The sequence below is a fragment of the Aeromonas sp. S18(2024) genome (genome assembly GCF_041402525.1).
Taxonomy (GTDB): domain Bacteria; phylum Pseudomonadota; class Gammaproteobacteria; order Enterobacterales; family Aeromonadaceae; genus Aeromonas; species Aeromonas enteropelogenes.
In genome coordinates, this window is record NZ_JBGLQV010000008.1 from 71,133 (window position 1) to 87,090 (window position 15,958).

Consider the following 15,958-nt stretch of genomic DNA (forward strand, 5'->3'; position numbering starts at 1 on the left):
TGCCGCCCGCTCAGGGCGGCGAGAGATCCCGCCCCAGCGCCAGGATCCGTTGCCGGAACCAGTTGCGTGCCGAACTCTCTCCGGTCGGGCCATACCATACCAGGCTGTGGCTCACCTTGCCGTAATCGAACGGGGCGGGACGCAGCGCCAGATCCGCCTGCTTTGCCATGTGGGCGGCCCAGCCGCCGACGGCGGTGAGGATCAGATCCGTCCCGGGCAGCAGGGCTGCCGCGCTGGAAAAATCCGGCATGGTGGCGCCAATTTGGCGCCTTACCTGCTGCTGGGCCAGGCTCTGCTCGAAGAAGGGATTGGCCAGTTCGTTGTCGCGAATGGCGATATGGCGCCAGCTCAGGTAAGCGTCGAGATCCCAGTGTCGCGCCAGGGCCGGGTGATTTCGGCGCAGCAGGCAGACGAGCTTCTCTTCCCGCAGGGTTTCCCATACCAGCCCGGATTGGCGGGGCAGGGGCTGGCTCTGATCATGGGGCAGGATCACGAAATCGAGCTTGCCTGCGACCAGCGCCTCCAGCCCCTGTTCATCCTTGTTCCAGATCTCGGGAACCAGCCCGGGCACCTCCTGCATCAGCTGGCCCAGAATGGGGCCGACTGGCCAGGTCATCATGCTCTCCCGCATCCCCAGGCGCAGGGTGCCCTGCCACTGCAGAGGGTCGAAGGCGTTTTGCTGGGTCAGGCTGCTCAGCTCGCTCAGCAGCCGATGCAGGGTAGGTGCCAGCCGTTCGGCGAAGGGGGTGAGCAGCAACTGGTTGCCCTGGCGGTAGAGCAGCTGGTCACCGAGCAGTTCCCGCAACTGGTTGAGGGTCTTGCTGACGGTGGAAGGGGTGGTACAGAGTCGCTCGGCGCAGCGGGTGACGCTCTGGTAGTCGAGCAGCAGGTGCAGGGTGACCAGATGGCGTCCTCCCAATCGGGACAGGGCGATCAGATCCATAAAGGCTCCTGAAAGAGGATGAAAGCGAAAAGAATCGACAAGCTGCCTACGGTACTGGCGAGCGCCAAGGTTGGGAAGTCAATTCGGGGTGACCGGATGGCGTACTCATGTCTGGGCGGGAGAGGGCAATCAGGTATCTGATGACTTCTGAAGTTGCATAAAGCGGGCAGGGGGCAAGAAAAAGCCCCGCCAAAGCGGGGCTGACGGAATTAGCCCTGGAGCACGGCGGCCATGGCATCGGCCACATAGTCGACGTTGCGGCTGTTGAGGCCGGCCACGCACATGCGACCGGAGCGCACCAGGTAGACGGCGAACTCCTCGCGCAGGCGGTCGACCTGCTCCGGTGTGAAACCGGTGTAGCTGAACATGCCACGCTGGTTGATGAAATAGCTGAAATCGCGGCCCGGCACCTTGGCGCTCAGCACTTCATAGAGCTTCTGGCGCATTCCCTTGATGCGGGTACGCATCTCGGTCACCTCATCGACCCACATGGCGTGCAGCTCGGGCTGGCTCATCACGGCTGCGGTGATCTGGCCGCCGTGGGTGGGGGGGCTGGAGTAGTTGCGGCGCACGGTAGCCTTCATCTGGCCCAGCACCCGGCTTGCCTCTTCGGCGCTCTGGCAGATGACCGACAGGCCGCCGCAGCGCTCGCCGTAGAAGGAGAGGTTCTTGGAAAACGAGTTGCTGACGAAGAAGCTGACGCCGGCGGCCACCATGGCGCGAATGGCGTAGGCGTCCTCCTCCAGGCCGTCGCCGAAGCCCTGATAGGCGATATCCATAAAGGGAATCAGCTTCTTCTCGACCACTAGGGTGATGACCCGATCCCACTGGGCGCGGGAGAGATCCACCCCGGTCGGGTTGTGGCAGCAGGGGTGCAGCAGCACGATGCTTTGCGGCGGCAGCTGGTTCAGACAGTCGATCATGGCGTCGAAACGGACGCCGCCGGTGGCCGCATCATAGTAGGGGTAGTCGTGCACCTTGATGCCGGCCCCCTCGAACATTGCCTTGTGGTTGTCCCAGGTGGGATCGCTCACCCACACCTCGGAGGTCGGGAAGTAGCGCTTGAGCAGATCGGCGCCGATCTTGAGAGCACCGGAGCCACCAATGGTCTGGATGGTGGCGATGCGGCTGGCCTTGACCGCCTCGTGGTCGGCGCCAAACAGCAGGTGCTGCACCGCGGTGCGGTAGTTGGCGGCACCCTCCATCGGCTGGTAGGGACGCGGCGCCGGTGCAGCGGCGCGCTGGGCCTCGGCCTGCTGCACCGACGGCAGCAGCGGGATACGACCCTGCTCGTCGTAATAGAGACCGATTCCCAGGTTCACCTTCTGCTCACGGGGGTCTTTGTGAAAGGTCTCGACCAGGGTCAGGATGGGGTCGCCAGCGTAGGCGTCGACGTGTTCAAACATGGGGGGTCCTTGCGAAATAAAATCCAGATGATGGCGATCAATGATCGGCGGTCATCATGGCGTAAAGCGGGCGAGGGCTCAAGCCCGGCGCACGTGGGGATGGCGGCTTCAGGCGATCATTTGCGGGCCGGGGGCTCCCCGATTATTTCAGGTAGGATCGCAGGACGCTGACCACCTGGTCGAGATCTTCCATGCGTTCGGCCGGAGTGGCTTCTGCGGCGCCGAGATGCTCGCGCATATGGCCCTCCAGCACCTCCAGCATCAGGCCGTTGACGGCGCCGCGAATGGCTGCGATCTGCTGCAGGATGGCGGCACAGTCGCTCTCTTGTTCCAGGGCATGCTCCAGTGCGCTGGCCTGGCCCTTGATGCGGCGAACCCGCGTCAGTAGCTTCTTCTTGCCGTGAATGGTGTGTGACATCAGGATCCCCTCGATCGATAAAACTATACTGGGGTATAGTATATGGCATGTCCCGCATCAGGAGAAATCCATGTCATCCCTCGCCTCGTCCCATTGCCATCAACCCGTCATTCACGAGGGGAATCCGCTCGCCGAACGCAAGACCCGCTGGGCCGTGCTGCTCACCGTCATCATGATGGTGGCCGAAATCGGGGGCGGCTGGTGGTTCAACTCCATGGCCCTGCTGGCCGACGGCTGGCACATGAGCTCCCACGCCCTGGCGCTGGGGCTGTCGGTGTTGGCCTATCGGGCGGCGCGTCACTTCGCGCGGGATCACCGCTTCTGCTTCGGCACTTGGAAGATCGAGGTGCTGGGGGGCTTCACCAGCGCCCTGATGCTGGTGGGGGTGGCCCTGCTGATGTTGGTGGAGTCGGGGGAGCGGCTGCTCCACCCGAGCGAGATCCACTACCAGCAGGCGATCGCCATCGCCCTGCTGGGTCTGCTGGTCAACCTGGCCTGCGCCTGGCTGCTCAAGGACGACCACGGCCATGATCACCACGGTCACGCCCATCATAGCCACGATCATCACGATCATCACGATCATCATGGTCATGGTGACTTGAACCTGCGCGCCGCCTATATCCACGTGCTGGCGGACGCCGCCACCTCGGTGCTGGCCATTCTGGCCCTGGTGGGGGGCATGTTGTGGGGAGCCGACTGGCTGGATCCCGTGATGGGCATAGTGGGGGCCGGTCTGGTGGGGGTTTGGGCGGTCGGGCTGCTGCGCCAGACCGGACGAGTGCTGCTGGACGCCGAGATGGACGACCCCGTGGTGGCGGAGATCCGCGAAGTGATCGCAGAGCTGCCCGATACCGAGATCCGCGATCTCCACGTGTGGCGGGTGGGGCAGGCGCAGTATGCCTGTGTACTCTCCCTGCTGATGGCGGCGCCTCTGCCAGCCGGGCAGATCCGCGAGCGGCTCGCCATCCACGAAGAGCTGGTGCATGTGACCATAGAGGTCAACGGCCATTGAGCCTCAAGGGGGTCATCGACCCCCGCATCCCAACCGCGACCACCAGGTTGCGGCACTGGGGGCGTGAGTGTGCCACCTCTTTCTCTCTCCTGATTTGTTGCTGGAAAGCCTCCTGTGGACGGAGGCTTGTTCGCCGCAGAGTGCTTCGCCCGCATTATTCATCCTGATTTAAATATGTGACTCCACACATCTGGTCGGCCTTGATTCCAGGGTGGGTAATATGCAGAATGCAAACGGCAATAGTTCTCACTCTAACTACCTCAAGGAATGGATGATGAAAATGAAGATGTTGGCACTGGCTTTTTCTGCGTTGGCGGCTCAATCGGCTTTTGCAGCAGGGGAAGTGAATGTCTACTCCAACCGCCAGGATGAGCTGATCAAGCCCATCATCCAGCAATTCGAGAAAGAGTCGGGCATCAAGGTCAATGTGGTGTTCGCCAAAGAGGGTCTGAACGAGCGTCTGGAGCGGGAAGGCAAGCTCTCCCCGGCGGATCTAATGCTGACCGTCGACATCAGCCGGCTGACCGATCTGGTGGACAAGGGCCTGGTGCAGCCGGTAGACAGCAAGATCCTACAGGAGAACATCCCCTCCATCTATCGTGATCCGGAGAACCGCTGGTTCGCCCTGACCACTCGCGTGCGCGCCATCTACTCCAGCAAGGAGCGCCTCGGCAAGTTGGACACCATCAGCTACGAAGATCTGGCAAAACCTGAATTCAAAGGGAAAATTTGTACTCGCAGCGGCAAGCATGAGTACAATGTGGCCCTGGTCTCCTCCATGATCGCTCATCACGGCATGGCGGATGCAAAAACCTGGCTGGAAGGGGTCAAGGCCAACCTGGCTCGCAAGCCGCAGGGCAACGACCGAGATCAGGTCAAGGCGATCAAGGATGGCATCTGTGATGTCTCCCTGGGCAACAGCTACTACCTGGGCGCCATGCTCAAAGATCCGGCGCAAAAGTCCTGGGCTGATGCTGTCTATATCAACTTCCCGAACCAGGGGGATCGCGGTGCCCACGTCAACGTGAGCGGCGTGGCCATGACCAAGTATGCCAAGAACAAAGAGGCTGCCCAGAAGCTGATGGAGTTCCTGGCCAGCGACACCGCCCAGCACATGTATGCTGACGTGAATGCCGAGTATCCGGTCAAGGCCGGGGTTGAGCCCTCCGCCATGGTCAAGTCCTGGGGCAGTTTCAAGTCTGACCCCATGCCGGTCAGCGATTACGCCAAGCACCGCAAGGACGCCTTGCAACTGCTGGATGAAGTGAAATTCGACTTGTAATCAGATGGGGCCAACGGCCCCATCAACATCTGTGGACACATGAAAAATTTTGGATGGATTACCGGCAGCTGGGCCACCGCCCTGCTGCTGGCTTTGCCGGTGCTTGCCCTCGTCTTCTCTGCCTTCTCGGCTGACGGAGATCTGTTTCGTCATCTCGCCGATACGGTGCTTCCCGCTTATCTTGGCAATACCCTGGGGCTGGTTATCGGGGTGGTGCTGCTCAGCCTGCTGTTCGGCGTGCCCACCGCCTGGCTGGTGGCCATGTGTCAGGTGCCGGGGCGCCGTGCTCTGCAGTGGGCCTTGATGCTGCCCATGGCCATGCCCTCCTACATAGTGGCTTATGTCTACACGGATCTGCTCGACTACTCGGGTCCGTTGCAGGCGGGGCTGCGCACCCTGTTTGACTGGCAATCTCCCGCCGATTACTGGTTTCCGGCCGTCCGTTCCCTCGGTGGCGCCGCCTGGGTGCTGGCGTTGGTGCTGTTTCCCTACGTCTATCTGCTGACCCGCGCCTCCTTTCTGGAGCAGTCGGTCAGCCTCATTCACTCCAGCCGTCTGCTGGGCTGCACCCCCTGGCAGAGTTTTCGCCGTCTCAGCCTGCCGCTGGCGCGCCCGGCCATCATGGTGGCGGTATCGCTGGTGGCGATGGAGACCCTGGCCGATTTTGCCACCGTCCACTTCTTTGCCATCAACACCCTGACGACCGCTGTTTATGACACCTGGCTCGGCTACGGCAGTTTGGCCACCGCCGCCAAGCTCTCCTGCCTGATGCTGCTGGCGGTAGTGCTGCTGATCGCGATGGAGCGTCGCTCTCGCCAGCGCCAGCAGGTGTTCCAGAAGTCGATGGGTCACGAGCAGCCGCTGCGCTACCCGCTCAAGGGGGCGCGCCGCTGGCTGGCTGCGATCTGGTGCTGGGGGCTGGTGCTAGCTGGTTTCGGCCTGCCGTTCGTCATCCTGCTGGATTATGGGGTGCGCTACTTCGAACTCTCCTGGACGCCGGAGTTTGTCCGCTTCGCTGGCAACAGCCTGCTCATCTCGGCGCTGACCGCCCTGCTGGCCATGGGGATCGCCCTGCTGCTCGGTTTCTTCCGCCGCCTCGACGGTGGAGTCAAAAGCCTGCTGCCCCTGCGCATCGCTGCCATGGGCTATGCCATGCCGGGCACAGTGCTCGCCATCGGGGTGCTGGTGCCGCTGACGGCCCTCGATTTTGGTATCAACGATCTGGCCGAGTGGCTCGGCCGTCAGGGACCGGGCCTGCTGCTGACCGGCACCCTCACCGCCATCGTGTTCGGTTATCTGGTGCGCTTCGTGGCCATCGCCATCGGCTCGGTGGAGAGCAGCATGGGCAAGATCTCCCCCAGCCTCGACATGGCTGCCCGATCGCTGGGACAGGGAGATGGCGGCATGCTGCGGCGGGTGCATCTGCCGCTGGTGCGCCGCGGCCTGTTTGCCGGTGCCATGCTGGTGTTCATCGAATCCATGAAGGAGCTGCCCGCCGCCCTGCTGCTGCGGCCGTTCAACTTCGATACCCTGGCGACCCATGTCTACCAGTTTGTGTCGGACGAGATGCTGGAACGGGGGGCGCTCGGCGCCATCGTCATCGTGCTGGTGGGCCTGTTGCCGCTCATCTGGGTCAACCGCAGCCTGGATGGCCCGGGCCACTGACCCCGAAAACATGTTATAAACAGCGCCACCCCGCACTGGCGCGGATGGTCGACCGGCCACGGCCGGTTTGAATCAAAAGCATATGAGGATGTAAGTCGTGTCTTGCCTGCAGGTTGAGAATGTCAGCTGCCGTTACAACGGTCGCAATGTGCTGGAACAGCTGTCCCTGACGGTGGCCGACAACGAGATCGTCTGCCTGTTGGGGGCGAGCGGTTGCGGCAAGACCACCTTGCTCAAGGCCATCGCCGGTCTGATGCCACTGGCAGAGGGGGCGATCCGCCTGGGCGACACCCTGCTGGACGGGCCGGATGCGAGTGTGCCGCCCGAGGCGCGCAACATCGGCATGATCTTCCAGGATTACGCCCTCTTCCCCCATCTGACGGTGGCGGACAACGTCGGCTTCGGGCTGACCCGGCTCGATCGTTCGGCTCGCCAGCAGCAGGTGGAAGAGGCGCTGGCGCTGGTCAACCTGCAGGGGCTGGGGGATCGCTATCCGCACCAGCTCTCCGGTGGCCAACAGCAGCGGGTCGCCATCGCCCGCGCCCTGGTGTGCAAACCCAGGCTGATGCTGCTGGATGAACCCTTCTCCAACATCGATACCCAGGTGAGGATGAAGCTGATCCTCGAGATCCGCGCCCTGCTCAAGCAGCAGGGGATCGGCGCCATCTTCGTCAGTCACAGCAAGGAGGAGGCGTTCGCCTTCGCCGATCGACTGGCGCTGTTCCGGGCCGGTCATATCGAGCAGGTGGGCCAGCCGGAGCAGCTCTACCGCCGCCCGCAGAACCGCTTCGTGGCGGAGTTTCTCGGTGGGGTCAACTATCTGGCCGCCGAAGTGGTGGACAGCCACTGCGTGCAGACTGCACTCGGCGTGGTGTGCGGCACCGAGCCCCACGGTCGGGCGGTGGGCGAGCGGGTGCAGCTGATGCTCAGGCCCCAGCAACTGTCGCTGGAGGCTGCGGTCGGTGGCGAGCTGAAAGTGCTGGAACAGCAATTCCTCGGCCACCACTGCCGGGTGATATTCGACATCCAGGGGCAGCGGCTGGAGGCGAGCATAGGCGAACCCCTCGCCGGTGAGCGGGCGCGGGTCAACATTGCCCCCCATGCGCTGGTGCTGTTTGATCCATTGCCGTGACAGACCTGATATCGTTGTGAAATCAAGGAACTGACCCGATAGCGGTTTATAATCGCGCCATGCCCATTGCCCATACAGGGGAGAGATACATGAAAGCCCAAGCCGGGATCTGTGCAGAGCCGAATCTGCATGCCCTCTATCTGATGTTCAATCGTACCGGTGATGCAGCCGAGCTGGTTGCCCGTCTGGCCAAGATGCCTGCCCTGTGGGAGGCCGTCGCCGCCGATTTTCCCGATGCCGGTTTCAGCGGTCTGGTCGCCGTCGGCGCCGATGCCTGGGATGACCTCTATCCCGCTGCCCGTCCTCCCCAGTTCCGCGGCTTCATGGCCCAGTCCGCCAATGGTCAGGAGGCGCCCAATACCCCATTCGATCTCTTCGTCCAGCTGCGTGCCGATCGGGTCGATGTGCTGCATCACGCTGGTCAGCGCGTGATGGCGCTGCTGGCCGGGCTGGTGGAGCTTGCCGAAGAGGTGCGCGGTTTCCGCAATCTGGATTGTCGCGATCTGACCGGTTTCGTCGACGGCACCGAGAACCCGCAGGATGACCACCGCGCCGAAGTGGCGCTGATCGACGGTGGCGAATTTGCCGGTGGCTCCTACGTTCACGTCCAGCGCTGGGTACACGCCATGAGCGACTGGGAGAAGCTGGCCCTGAAGGATCAGGAAGACATCATCGGTCGCACCAAGGCCGACAACATCGAATACGAGTCGGCCGACAAGCCGCTGACCTCCCACATCAAGCGGGTCAACCTCAAGACTCCGAAGGGGGAGTCCATGGAGATCCTGCGCCAGAGCATGCCCTGGGGCACCATGACCGAGCAGGGGCTCTACTTCATCTCCTGCTGCCGCACACCGCTGCACTTCAACGCCATGCTGGCCAGCATGTACAAGGGGGAGGGCAGCCACTTCGACCATCTGCTGCGCTTCACCAGGGCGGTGACAGGGGCGGCCTTCTTCGCGCCATCGGTCGACTTTTTGCTGGCCCAGGGCCGTTAAGTCCGAACTGGCAACAAGCCCGAATCAGCAGAGAGTGCAGATAACAAAAATCCCGGCCAAGGCCGGGATTTTTCGTTCAGGTCGGGTCGTCAGGCCTGATTAAGGGGTCTGTTCGAACAGCTCGAGGGCGGAGAGATAGAGCTCTTCGATGTCGGTGTCGCTGGTGGGGGTGATGAAGATGGTGTCATCACCGGCGATGGTGCCGAGGATCCCTTCCGCCTTGCCGAGGGAGTCGAGCAGACGAGCGATCAGCTGGGCCGCACCCGGACTTGTGTGGATCACCACCAGGGCGCCGTTGTGGTCGACGTCCAGCACCAGGTTTTTGAGCGGGCTGGAGGTGGTGGGCACGCCCAGTTCCACCGGCAGGCAGTAGACCATCTCCATCTTGGCATTGCGGGTGCGAACGGCGCCGAAGCGGCTCAGCATGCGCGATACCTTGGACTGGTTGATGTTCTCGAAGCCCAGCTCTTGCAGGGCGGTAACGATTTCTGCCTGGGAGCCGAATCGCTCTTCTTTCAGCAAGGCTTTAAAGGCCTTGGCCAGTTTTTCTTGCTTGTCGTTGTGTTTCATCTTGGTCTCACGAATGAGGAGGTGTAGCGGCCTGCGAGAGGGCAGGCGGCAGATACGAACAGCGCGGCCATTTTGCATTCATATGCCGATTTTTGCAAGGAAGCGGCGCTTGTTCTGCATATTGATTCAAAAATGGCTTGCGTGAGCCTTGATAAGGGGTAGAATCAGGACGAAATTTTGCAAACTTATTCAATTTGGTTGTATGGGTATTGAATTGGTCGGTATCGAAAAATCCTGGCACAAGGTGCCGGTGCTGCAACAGGTCAGTTTCCGGACCGCACCCGGCGAGACCCTGGTATTACTGGGGCCGAGCGGCGCGGGCAAGAGTTCCCTGTTGCGTATGATGAATCTGCTGGATACGCCGGATGCCGGTGTGCTGCGCATTGGCGAGAGTGAATTTTCTTTCCCGAGCACTCTGTCTGCCGCCGACTTCAATCGCCAGTCACAACTGTTGCGGCGCAAGGTGGGCATGGTGTTCCAGCAGTACAATCTGTGGCCCCACCTCACGGTCATGGAGAATCTCATTGAGGCGCCGGTCAAGGTGCTCGGCATGAGCAAGGCGGTGGCCATCGAGAAGGGGGCCTATCTGCTGGCCCAGCTGCAACTGGCCGACAAGCGCGATGCCTGGCCGGCCCGTCTCTCCGGTGGCCAGCAGCAGCGGGTGGCCATCGCCCGCACCCTGATGATGGATCCGGAAGTCCTGCTGTTTGACGAACCGACGGCGGCGCTCGATCCCGAGATCACCAAGGAGGTGGCCGAGATCATCCGCAACCTGAGCCAGACCGGCATTACCCAGGTGGTGGTGACCCACGAGGTGGAATTCGCCCGCAAGGTGGCCAGCCAGGTGATCTATCTGGAGAAGGGGCGCATCATAGAATCAGGTAGCGCTGCCATTTTCCAATCTCCGCAAACCAGCCGGTTTGCCGAATTCTTGATGCATTGATATTGAGTCGATAAGGAAGCTGTCATGAAAAAGAGTCTGTTGCTGGTTGCCGCCATGGGGCTGCTGAGTACCCAGGTGCTGGCGAAAGAGATCAAGTTCGCCACCGAGGCCACCTATGCGCCGTTCGAATATCTGGATGAGAAGAACGAGTTCCAGGGGTTTGACATCGATCTGGCCCGCGCCATCTGTGCCCAGGCCAAGCTGGAGTGCAGCTTCCACAACCAGGCCTTCGACAGCCTGATCCCCAGCCTCAAGTTCCGCCGCTATGATGCCGCCATCGCCGCCATGGACGTGACCCCGGAGCGGGCCGCCCAGGTCGACTTCTCCGACATCTATTACGAGAACTCGGCGGTATTCGTGGCCAAGAAGGATGCCTTCAAGCAGCCGGAAGAGATGGTGGACAAGACGATTGGCGTGCAAAACGGCACCTCCCACCAGTCTTATCTGGTGGACAACTGGGTCGGCAAGGGGTTGCTCACCGTGCCTTACGCCAGCTACCAGAGCGCCTTCCTCGACATGATGAATGGCCGCACCGACGGGGTCTTTGCCGATACCGCAGTCGCTGCCGACTGGCTCAAGCAGCACAAGGACTACGCCGTGGTCGGAGAGCCTGTGACCGATGCCAAGTACTTCGGTACCGGCTTTGGCATCGCGGTGGCCAAGGGCAACCAGGAGCTGCTGACCAAGCTGAACAAGGGGCTGGCCGAGATCAAGGCCAACGGCACCTATCAGAAGATCTTCGACAAGTACTTCGCCCAGTAAGCCATGTTGAGCCTGTTGTTGGACGCAGCCTGGATGACCCTCGGGCTGGCCCTGGCATCACTGGTCGGGGGTATGGTGCTGGCGCTGGCGTTCAGCGCCGCCGAGCTCAGCAAGCGCCGTTGGCTGGTGTGGCCGGTGGCCACGCTCACCACCCTGATACGCGGTCTGCCCGAGCTGCTGGTAGTGCTCTTCATCTACTTCGGCTCGACCCAGGTGCTGTTTCTCATCACAGGTGAGTATGTGGAGTTCAGCCCGTTCGCCTGTGGCGTGCTGGCGCTCTCTCTGCTGTTCGCCAGCTACGCGACCCAGACCCTGCGGGCGGCACTCAATGCGGTGCCCGCCGGGCAGCGGCTGGCGGCGCTGGCGCTGGGCCTTGGCAAGGGCCACATCTTCTTTCGCATCGTGCTGCCCCAGGCCTGGCGCCACGCCCTGCCGGGGTTGGGCAACCAGTGGCTGGTGCTGCTGAAAGACACGGCACTGGTCTCTCTCATCGGGGTCAACGAGATGATGCGCCAAGCCCAGATGGCGTCGGCCAGCACCTATCAACCCTTCACCTGGTATGCTGCCGCTGCGCTCATCTATCTGGCCATCAGCCTGGTGAGCGAATACGGCCTTGGCCTCGCGGCCCGTTACACCCGCCGCTACGGAGGCTAATCGATGCAAGAGTATCTCGTCACCCTGCTGGGGGGTCTGCTGACCACCCTGGAGCTGACCCTGTTCAGTCTGCTGCTCGGTATCACGCTGGCGCTGCTGATGACCTGGGTGCTGGAGCGGCGCATCCCGCTGGCGACCCAGTTGGTGCAGCTGTGGGTGCTGATCTTCACCGGCACGCCGCTGCTCATCCAGATCTTCCTCATCTACTACGGGCCCGGCCAGTTCGAGTGGCTTAAACAGAGCCCGCTCTGGCCGCTGCTCAAGCAGCCCTGGTTTTGTGCCGTGCTGGCACTCGGCCTGAACACGGCTGCCTATTCGACCCGCTTGTTCAAGGGGGCACTCGACGCCATTCCGGCTGGTGAGGTGGAGGCGTGCCGCGCGCTGGGGTTTTCGGCGGGGCAGACCCTGTGGATGAAGGTGCGTCATGCGGCGCGGCGACTGGTGCCCGCCTACTCCAACGAGGTGATCCTGGTGCTCAAGGGCAGTTCGCTGGCCAGTACCATCACCATCATGGACATCATGGGGCTGGCCCAGCGTCTCAACGCCCAGACCTATGACACCCTGGCGGTGTTCGGCGTCGCGGGGGCTCTCTACCTGACCATGAACGGATTGTTAACAATTGGTTTTCGCTGGTGTGAACGGCGAGCCCTCACCTTCCAGAGCTGAAACCAGTCAATCTACCTCTTTGTGGTGGGGGGTGATGCAGGAAATCTGTGCTTCCCCTCCAATTTTTCGCATTTTTCCCCATTTTTATTCGCCGCCTGTCTTCTGGTTCACATAACCCGTTATTGCAACTGTTATCAGATTGTTTTTTATGGGGGGATCCATTAAGGTTGGGCGCACAACAACAAACAACCTTAAACCTACGCTTAAACATGGAGTTGATCATGAAAGTTGCCGTTCTGGGTGCCGCTGGTGGCATCGGTCAAGCCCTCGCTCTGCTGTTGAAAAATCGTCTGCCTGCCGGTTCCGAACTGAGCCTGTATGACATCGCTCCCGTGACCCCGGGTGTTGCCGTTGATCTGAGCCACATCCCCACCGACGTGGCCATCAAGGGCTTCTGCGGTGAAGACCCGACTCCCGCCCTGGCCGGTGCCGACGTGGTGCTGATCTCTGCCGGTGTGGCGCGCAAGCCGGGGATGGATCGCTCCGATCTGTTCAACATCAACGCCGGTATCGTCAAGAATCTGGTAGAGAAGTGTGCGGCGACCTGCCCGAAAGCCCTGATCGGCATCATCACCAACCCGGTCAACACTACCGTCGCCATCGCCGCCGAAGTGCTGAAAAAAGCCGGTGTCTATGACAAGCGTCGCCTGTTCGGTGTCACCACTCTGGACGTGATCCGTGCCGAGACCTTCGTGGCCGCCGCCAAGGGCCTGAATGTCGACAACGTGCGTGTCAACGTGATCGGTGGCCACAGTGGTGTGACCATTCTGCCGCTGCTCTCCCAGGTTGAAGGGGCTTCCTTCACTGCCGAGGAAGTGGCTGCCATGACCAAGCGTATCCAGAATGCCGGTACCGAAGTGGTAGAAGCCAAGGCGGGTGGCGGCTCCGCAACCCTCTCCATGGGCCAGGCTGCCTGCCGTTTCGGTCTGTCGCTCATCAAGGGTCTGAAGGGCGAAGCCAACGTCATCGAGTGCGCCTATGTAGAAGGCAACGGCGAGCACGCTACCTTCTTCGCCCAGCCGGTGCTGCTCGGCAAGAACGGTGTCGAGACTGTGCTGGACTACGGCAAGCTGAGTGCCTTCGAGCAGGAAGCGATGGAAGGCATGCTGGCTACCCTGAAAGCCGATATCCAGCTGGGTGTCGACTTCGTCAAATAAGCGGTTCATCCTCGCGCAAAGGGAGCTTCGGCTCCCTTTTGTTTTATTGGGCAAGGTGACAGGCTAAGGGGAGCGGGATTTTGGCCGATAACAGAGAGCAGCAGGAGATCCCTATGATGAAACCCCTTACGCTTCTTGTTCTGAGCATTCTGTTTACCTCGCCCTTGTACGGCGCCGAGGCGGTGTCGGCTGCTGCGCCAAGCGAGACGCCTGCTGTTGCTGCCGTGGCCCCTGCTGCGAGTGCCGCCGCGCCTGTTCCCTCCGCCGCGACCCCGAGTGCTCCCGTGCTGTTGCCGGCAGAGCCCCTGTCGCCTGTGCCAACAAGCAGTGCGGCCGCCACTTCGGGGGCGGCTCCCTTGCCACAGGCGACGCCGGCTCCTGTCGTGACGCCGCTGTCGGTCGGCGAGTTGCAAGCGGTGCCCCTCTATCGCCAGGACGAGCTGCTCAACTGGATTGAACAGGGGCGCCATCTCAAACAGGTCAAACAGGACCGCTGTCAGTTGACCCAGGATATCGAGGCGCGGGCCTCGGTGATGAAGATCCCGGCCTATCAGTTCCTGTGGGGCGATATGCTGGCCTGGGGAGTTTGCACCAAGTCCAATGCCGAGCTCGGGGTGCAATATATGTGGGAGGCAGCCAATCAGGGACTGGCGCCTGCGCTGGAACAGTTGGGTCGCTACTACTGGAAGGGGACGCTGGTGCAAAAGGATCTGGTGCGTGCCGAAACCCTGATGCGCGAGGCGGCCAGCCAGGGTTTTCTGCGGGCCAGGATCGAGTGGGTCGAGATGCTGCTACAGGGAATGGGCAGTCCCCTTGACTACGAGGATGCCTACCGTTGGTTGCACGGCTCCGTGATAGGCGACAAGGCATTGCACCAGAAGGCGGCGAGCCTGCTGAAGCAGCTTGGCAACCGCATGCCCGCCAACGTGGTGGCTCGGGCCAAGGCCATGCACTGAAAAAATGACCCACGGATCTGCATCCGTGGGTTGGGAGTGGGAGGTTACCGTGCCGTGACCGGCTGGCTTCTCGTCAGGAGAAAGTGTTTAACCTGCCTTACAGATCCTGATGGGGACCAAACACTTCGTAGTGCAGCTGTCCGGCAGGAATGCCCGCCGCGAGCAGCTGATCCTTGATGGATTGCATGAAGCCAAGCGGCCCGCAGAAGTAGTAGTGGGCATCGGGCGCGAGCAGCTCTGCCACCTGAGCCAGATCCATGGTTCCCCGGAAGTCATAATCTTTCCCCTGCTGATCCTGAGCCATCGGCTCCCGGTACCAGACCCGGCTCTGCAGCCTGTCATGCTGCGCGCACTTGTGCCGGATATCCTCCCTGAAGGCGTGCAGATCCCCTCGTTCACAGGCGTGTAGCCAGCTGATGCTGGCGCCATGGTCTCTGGCCAGCAGATGGTTGAGCATGCTCAGCATGGGAGTGAGGCCCACTCCGCCGGAGATCAGCACCACCGGGGTCGTCTTGTCAGCCTGCAGGAAGAAGTCGCCGGCCGGTGGCATGACGTCGATACTGTCACCGACGTGCAGATGATCGTGCAGCAGGTTGGAGACTTGCCCCTCGGGCTCGCGCTTGACGCTGATGCGGTACTCCCGGCCGTTGGAGGCATCGGAGAGGGAGTATTGGCGGATCTCCTGATACTCGAGCTGGGAGTGAGCCAGCTTGATACTGAGGTATTGCCCCGGTTTGAAGTTCAGCACGGGTTGACCATCCGCCGGAGCCAGCACGAAGGAGGTGATGAGCGCGCTCTCGGCCCGCTTCTCCTTGATAATGAAGGGGCGGGTTCCCTGCCAGCCACCGGCCTGGGCCGCCTTCTCCTGATAGATCTCCCGCTCCCGGCCGATGAAGATATCGGCCAGTACCCCATATGCCTTGCCCCAGGCATCCAGAACCTCGTCAGTGATCGCACTTCCGCCCAATTCTTTGAGCGTGGCCAAGAGATGACTACCCACAATGTGATATTGTTCGGGCTGGATCAGGAACCCAGTGTGCTTATGAGCGATGCGCTCGACCGCACCGGCCAGGGCACCCAGATTGTCGATATTCTTCGCATACGCGGCCACGGCATTGAACAGTGCCAGCGGTTGGCCGCCACTGCGCTGATGGGCCAGATTGAAGATATCTTTCAATTCCGGGTTATGACTGAACATGCGCTGATAGAAGTGTTGAGTCAGCGCCGGACCTGCCGATTCGAGCAAAGGGATGGTGCTTTTGATGACGGCAACGGTCGTTTGGTCTAGCATAGGGAACCTCTTTCTAATTGAACATATAAAATGTCATTTAATAAATGACATCCTAGATGTTTATTTGATTTGGATCAACACTTCACTTTTCGCATTGCGCTAATCA

General features: G+C 61.4%; 16 protein-coding genes. 11 read left to right on the plus strand and 5 right to left on the minus strand.

What is annotated here, in order from left to right; all coding sequences use genetic code 11:
* Window positions 1–10: 10 nt before the first annotated feature.
* The 3 genes from ACB034_RS14350 to ACB034_RS14360 all read right to left on the minus strand — a co-directional run bounded on the left by ACB034_RS14350 (window position 11) and on the right by ACB034_RS14360 (window position 2,767).
* Window positions 11–943: a LysR family transcriptional regulator gene (locus ACB034_RS14350; protein WP_371173108.1), complete on the minus strand. Its 933-nt coding sequence runs from the start codon at window positions 941–943 to the stop codon at window positions 11–13.
* A gap of 209 nt (window positions 944–1,152) precedes the next feature.
* Complete coding sequence (locus ACB034_RS14355; protein WP_371173109.1) at window positions 1,153–2,349, minus strand: aromatic amino acid transaminase; 1,197 nt, start codon at window positions 2,347–2,349, stop codon at window positions 1,153–1,155.
* Window positions 2,350–2,491: 142 nt separating this feature from the next.
* Window positions 2,492–2,767, minus strand: coding sequence for a metal/formaldehyde-sensitive transcriptional repressor (locus ACB034_RS14360; protein WP_026456226.1), 276 nt, complete (start codon window positions 2,765–2,767; stop codon window positions 2,492–2,494).
* A gap of 70 nt (window positions 2,768–2,837) precedes the next feature.
* On the opposite strand from ACB034_RS14360, the gene dmeF reads away from it, so the two are divergent.
* The 5 genes from dmeF to ACB034_RS14385 all read left to right on the plus strand — a co-directional run bounded on the left by dmeF (window position 2,838) and on the right by ACB034_RS14385 (window position 8,853).
* Complete coding sequence (dmeF, locus tag ACB034_RS14365; RefSeq protein WP_371173110.1) at window positions 2,838–3,779, plus strand: CDF family Co(II)/Ni(II) efflux transporter DmeF; 942 nt, start codon at window positions 2,838–2,840, stop codon at window positions 3,777–3,779.
* 274 nt (window positions 3,780–4,053) lie between these two features.
* Window positions 4,054–5,061: a Fe(3+) ABC transporter substrate-binding protein gene (locus ACB034_RS14370; RefSeq protein ID WP_223380408.1), complete on the plus strand. Its 1,008-nt coding sequence runs from the start codon at window positions 4,054–4,056 to the stop codon at window positions 5,059–5,061.
* A gap of 39 nt (window positions 5,062–5,100) precedes the next feature.
* Window positions 5,101–6,726, plus strand: coding sequence for an iron ABC transporter permease (locus ACB034_RS14375; protein WP_342010912.1), 1,626 nt, complete (start codon window positions 5,101–5,103; stop codon window positions 6,724–6,726).
* Between the two features lie 97 nt (window positions 6,727–6,823).
* Entirely contained in the window at window positions 6,824–7,858 is a 1,035-nt protein-coding gene (locus ACB034_RS14380) for an ABC transporter ATP-binding protein (protein ID WP_268855693.1), read from the plus strand.
* An 89-nt stretch (window positions 7,859–7,947) separates the two neighbouring features.
* Window positions 7,948–8,853, plus strand: coding sequence for a Dyp-type peroxidase (locus tag ACB034_RS14385; protein ID WP_223379859.1), 906 nt, complete (start codon window positions 7,948–7,950; stop codon window positions 8,851–8,853).
* Between the two features lie 99 nt (window positions 8,854–8,952).
* On the opposite strand, the gene argR is transcribed toward ACB034_RS14385, so the two are convergent.
* Window positions 8,953–9,423, minus strand: coding sequence for a transcriptional regulator ArgR (gene argR / locus ACB034_RS14390; RefSeq protein WP_005340378.1), 471 nt, complete (start codon window positions 9,421–9,423; stop codon window positions 8,953–8,955).
* Between the two features lie 202 nt (window positions 9,424–9,625).
* Between argR and ACB034_RS14395 the strand changes: the two genes are divergently transcribed.
* The 6 genes from ACB034_RS14395 (at window position 9,626) to ACB034_RS14420 (ending at window position 14,561) form a co-directional block, all read left to right on the plus strand.
* Entirely contained in the window at window positions 9,626–10,366 is a 741-nt protein-coding gene (locus tag ACB034_RS14395; protein ID WP_371173111.1) for an ATP-binding cassette domain-containing protein, read from the plus strand.
* A 24-nt stretch (window positions 10,367–10,390) separates the two neighbouring features.
* On the plus strand, window positions 10,391–11,128 hold the full coding sequence (locus ACB034_RS14400; RefSeq protein WP_042026679.1) for a transporter substrate-binding domain-containing protein: 738 nt from the start codon (window positions 10,391–10,393) through the stop codon (window positions 11,126–11,128).
* A 3-nt stretch (window positions 11,129–11,131) separates the two neighbouring features.
* A complete protein-coding gene (gene artQ, locus ACB034_RS14405) occupies window positions 11,132–11,782 on the plus strand; it encodes an arginine ABC transporter permease ArtQ (protein WP_026456672.1) in 651 nt (216 codons plus the stop codon).
* A 3-nt stretch (window positions 11,783–11,785) separates the two neighbouring features.
* Window positions 11,786–12,448 (plus strand): arginine ABC transporter permease ArtM, encoded by a 663-nt coding sequence (gene artM, locus ACB034_RS14410; RefSeq protein ID WP_371173112.1) that lies wholly within the window; start codon window positions 11,786–11,788, stop codon window positions 12,446–12,448.
* 221 nt (window positions 12,449–12,669) lie between these two features.
* Window positions 12,670–13,605: a malate dehydrogenase gene (gene mdh, locus ACB034_RS14415; RefSeq protein ID WP_042070459.1), complete on the plus strand. Its 936-nt coding sequence runs from the start codon at window positions 12,670–12,672 to the stop codon at window positions 13,603–13,605.
* A gap of 356 nt (window positions 13,606–13,961) precedes the next feature.
* Window positions 13,962–14,561: a tetratricopeptide repeat protein gene (locus tag ACB034_RS14420; RefSeq protein ID WP_224211572.1), complete on the plus strand. Its 600-nt coding sequence runs from the start codon at window positions 13,962–13,964 to the stop codon at window positions 14,559–14,561.
* Between the two features lie 97 nt (window positions 14,562–14,658).
* Here ACB034_RS14420 and hmpA read toward each other — a convergent pair whose 3' ends face one another.
* A complete protein-coding gene (hmpA, locus tag ACB034_RS14425; protein ID WP_371173113.1) occupies window positions 14,659–15,852 on the minus strand; it encodes an NO-inducible flavohemoprotein in 1,194 nt (397 codons plus the stop codon).
* Window positions 15,853–15,958: the final 106 nt, after the last annotated feature.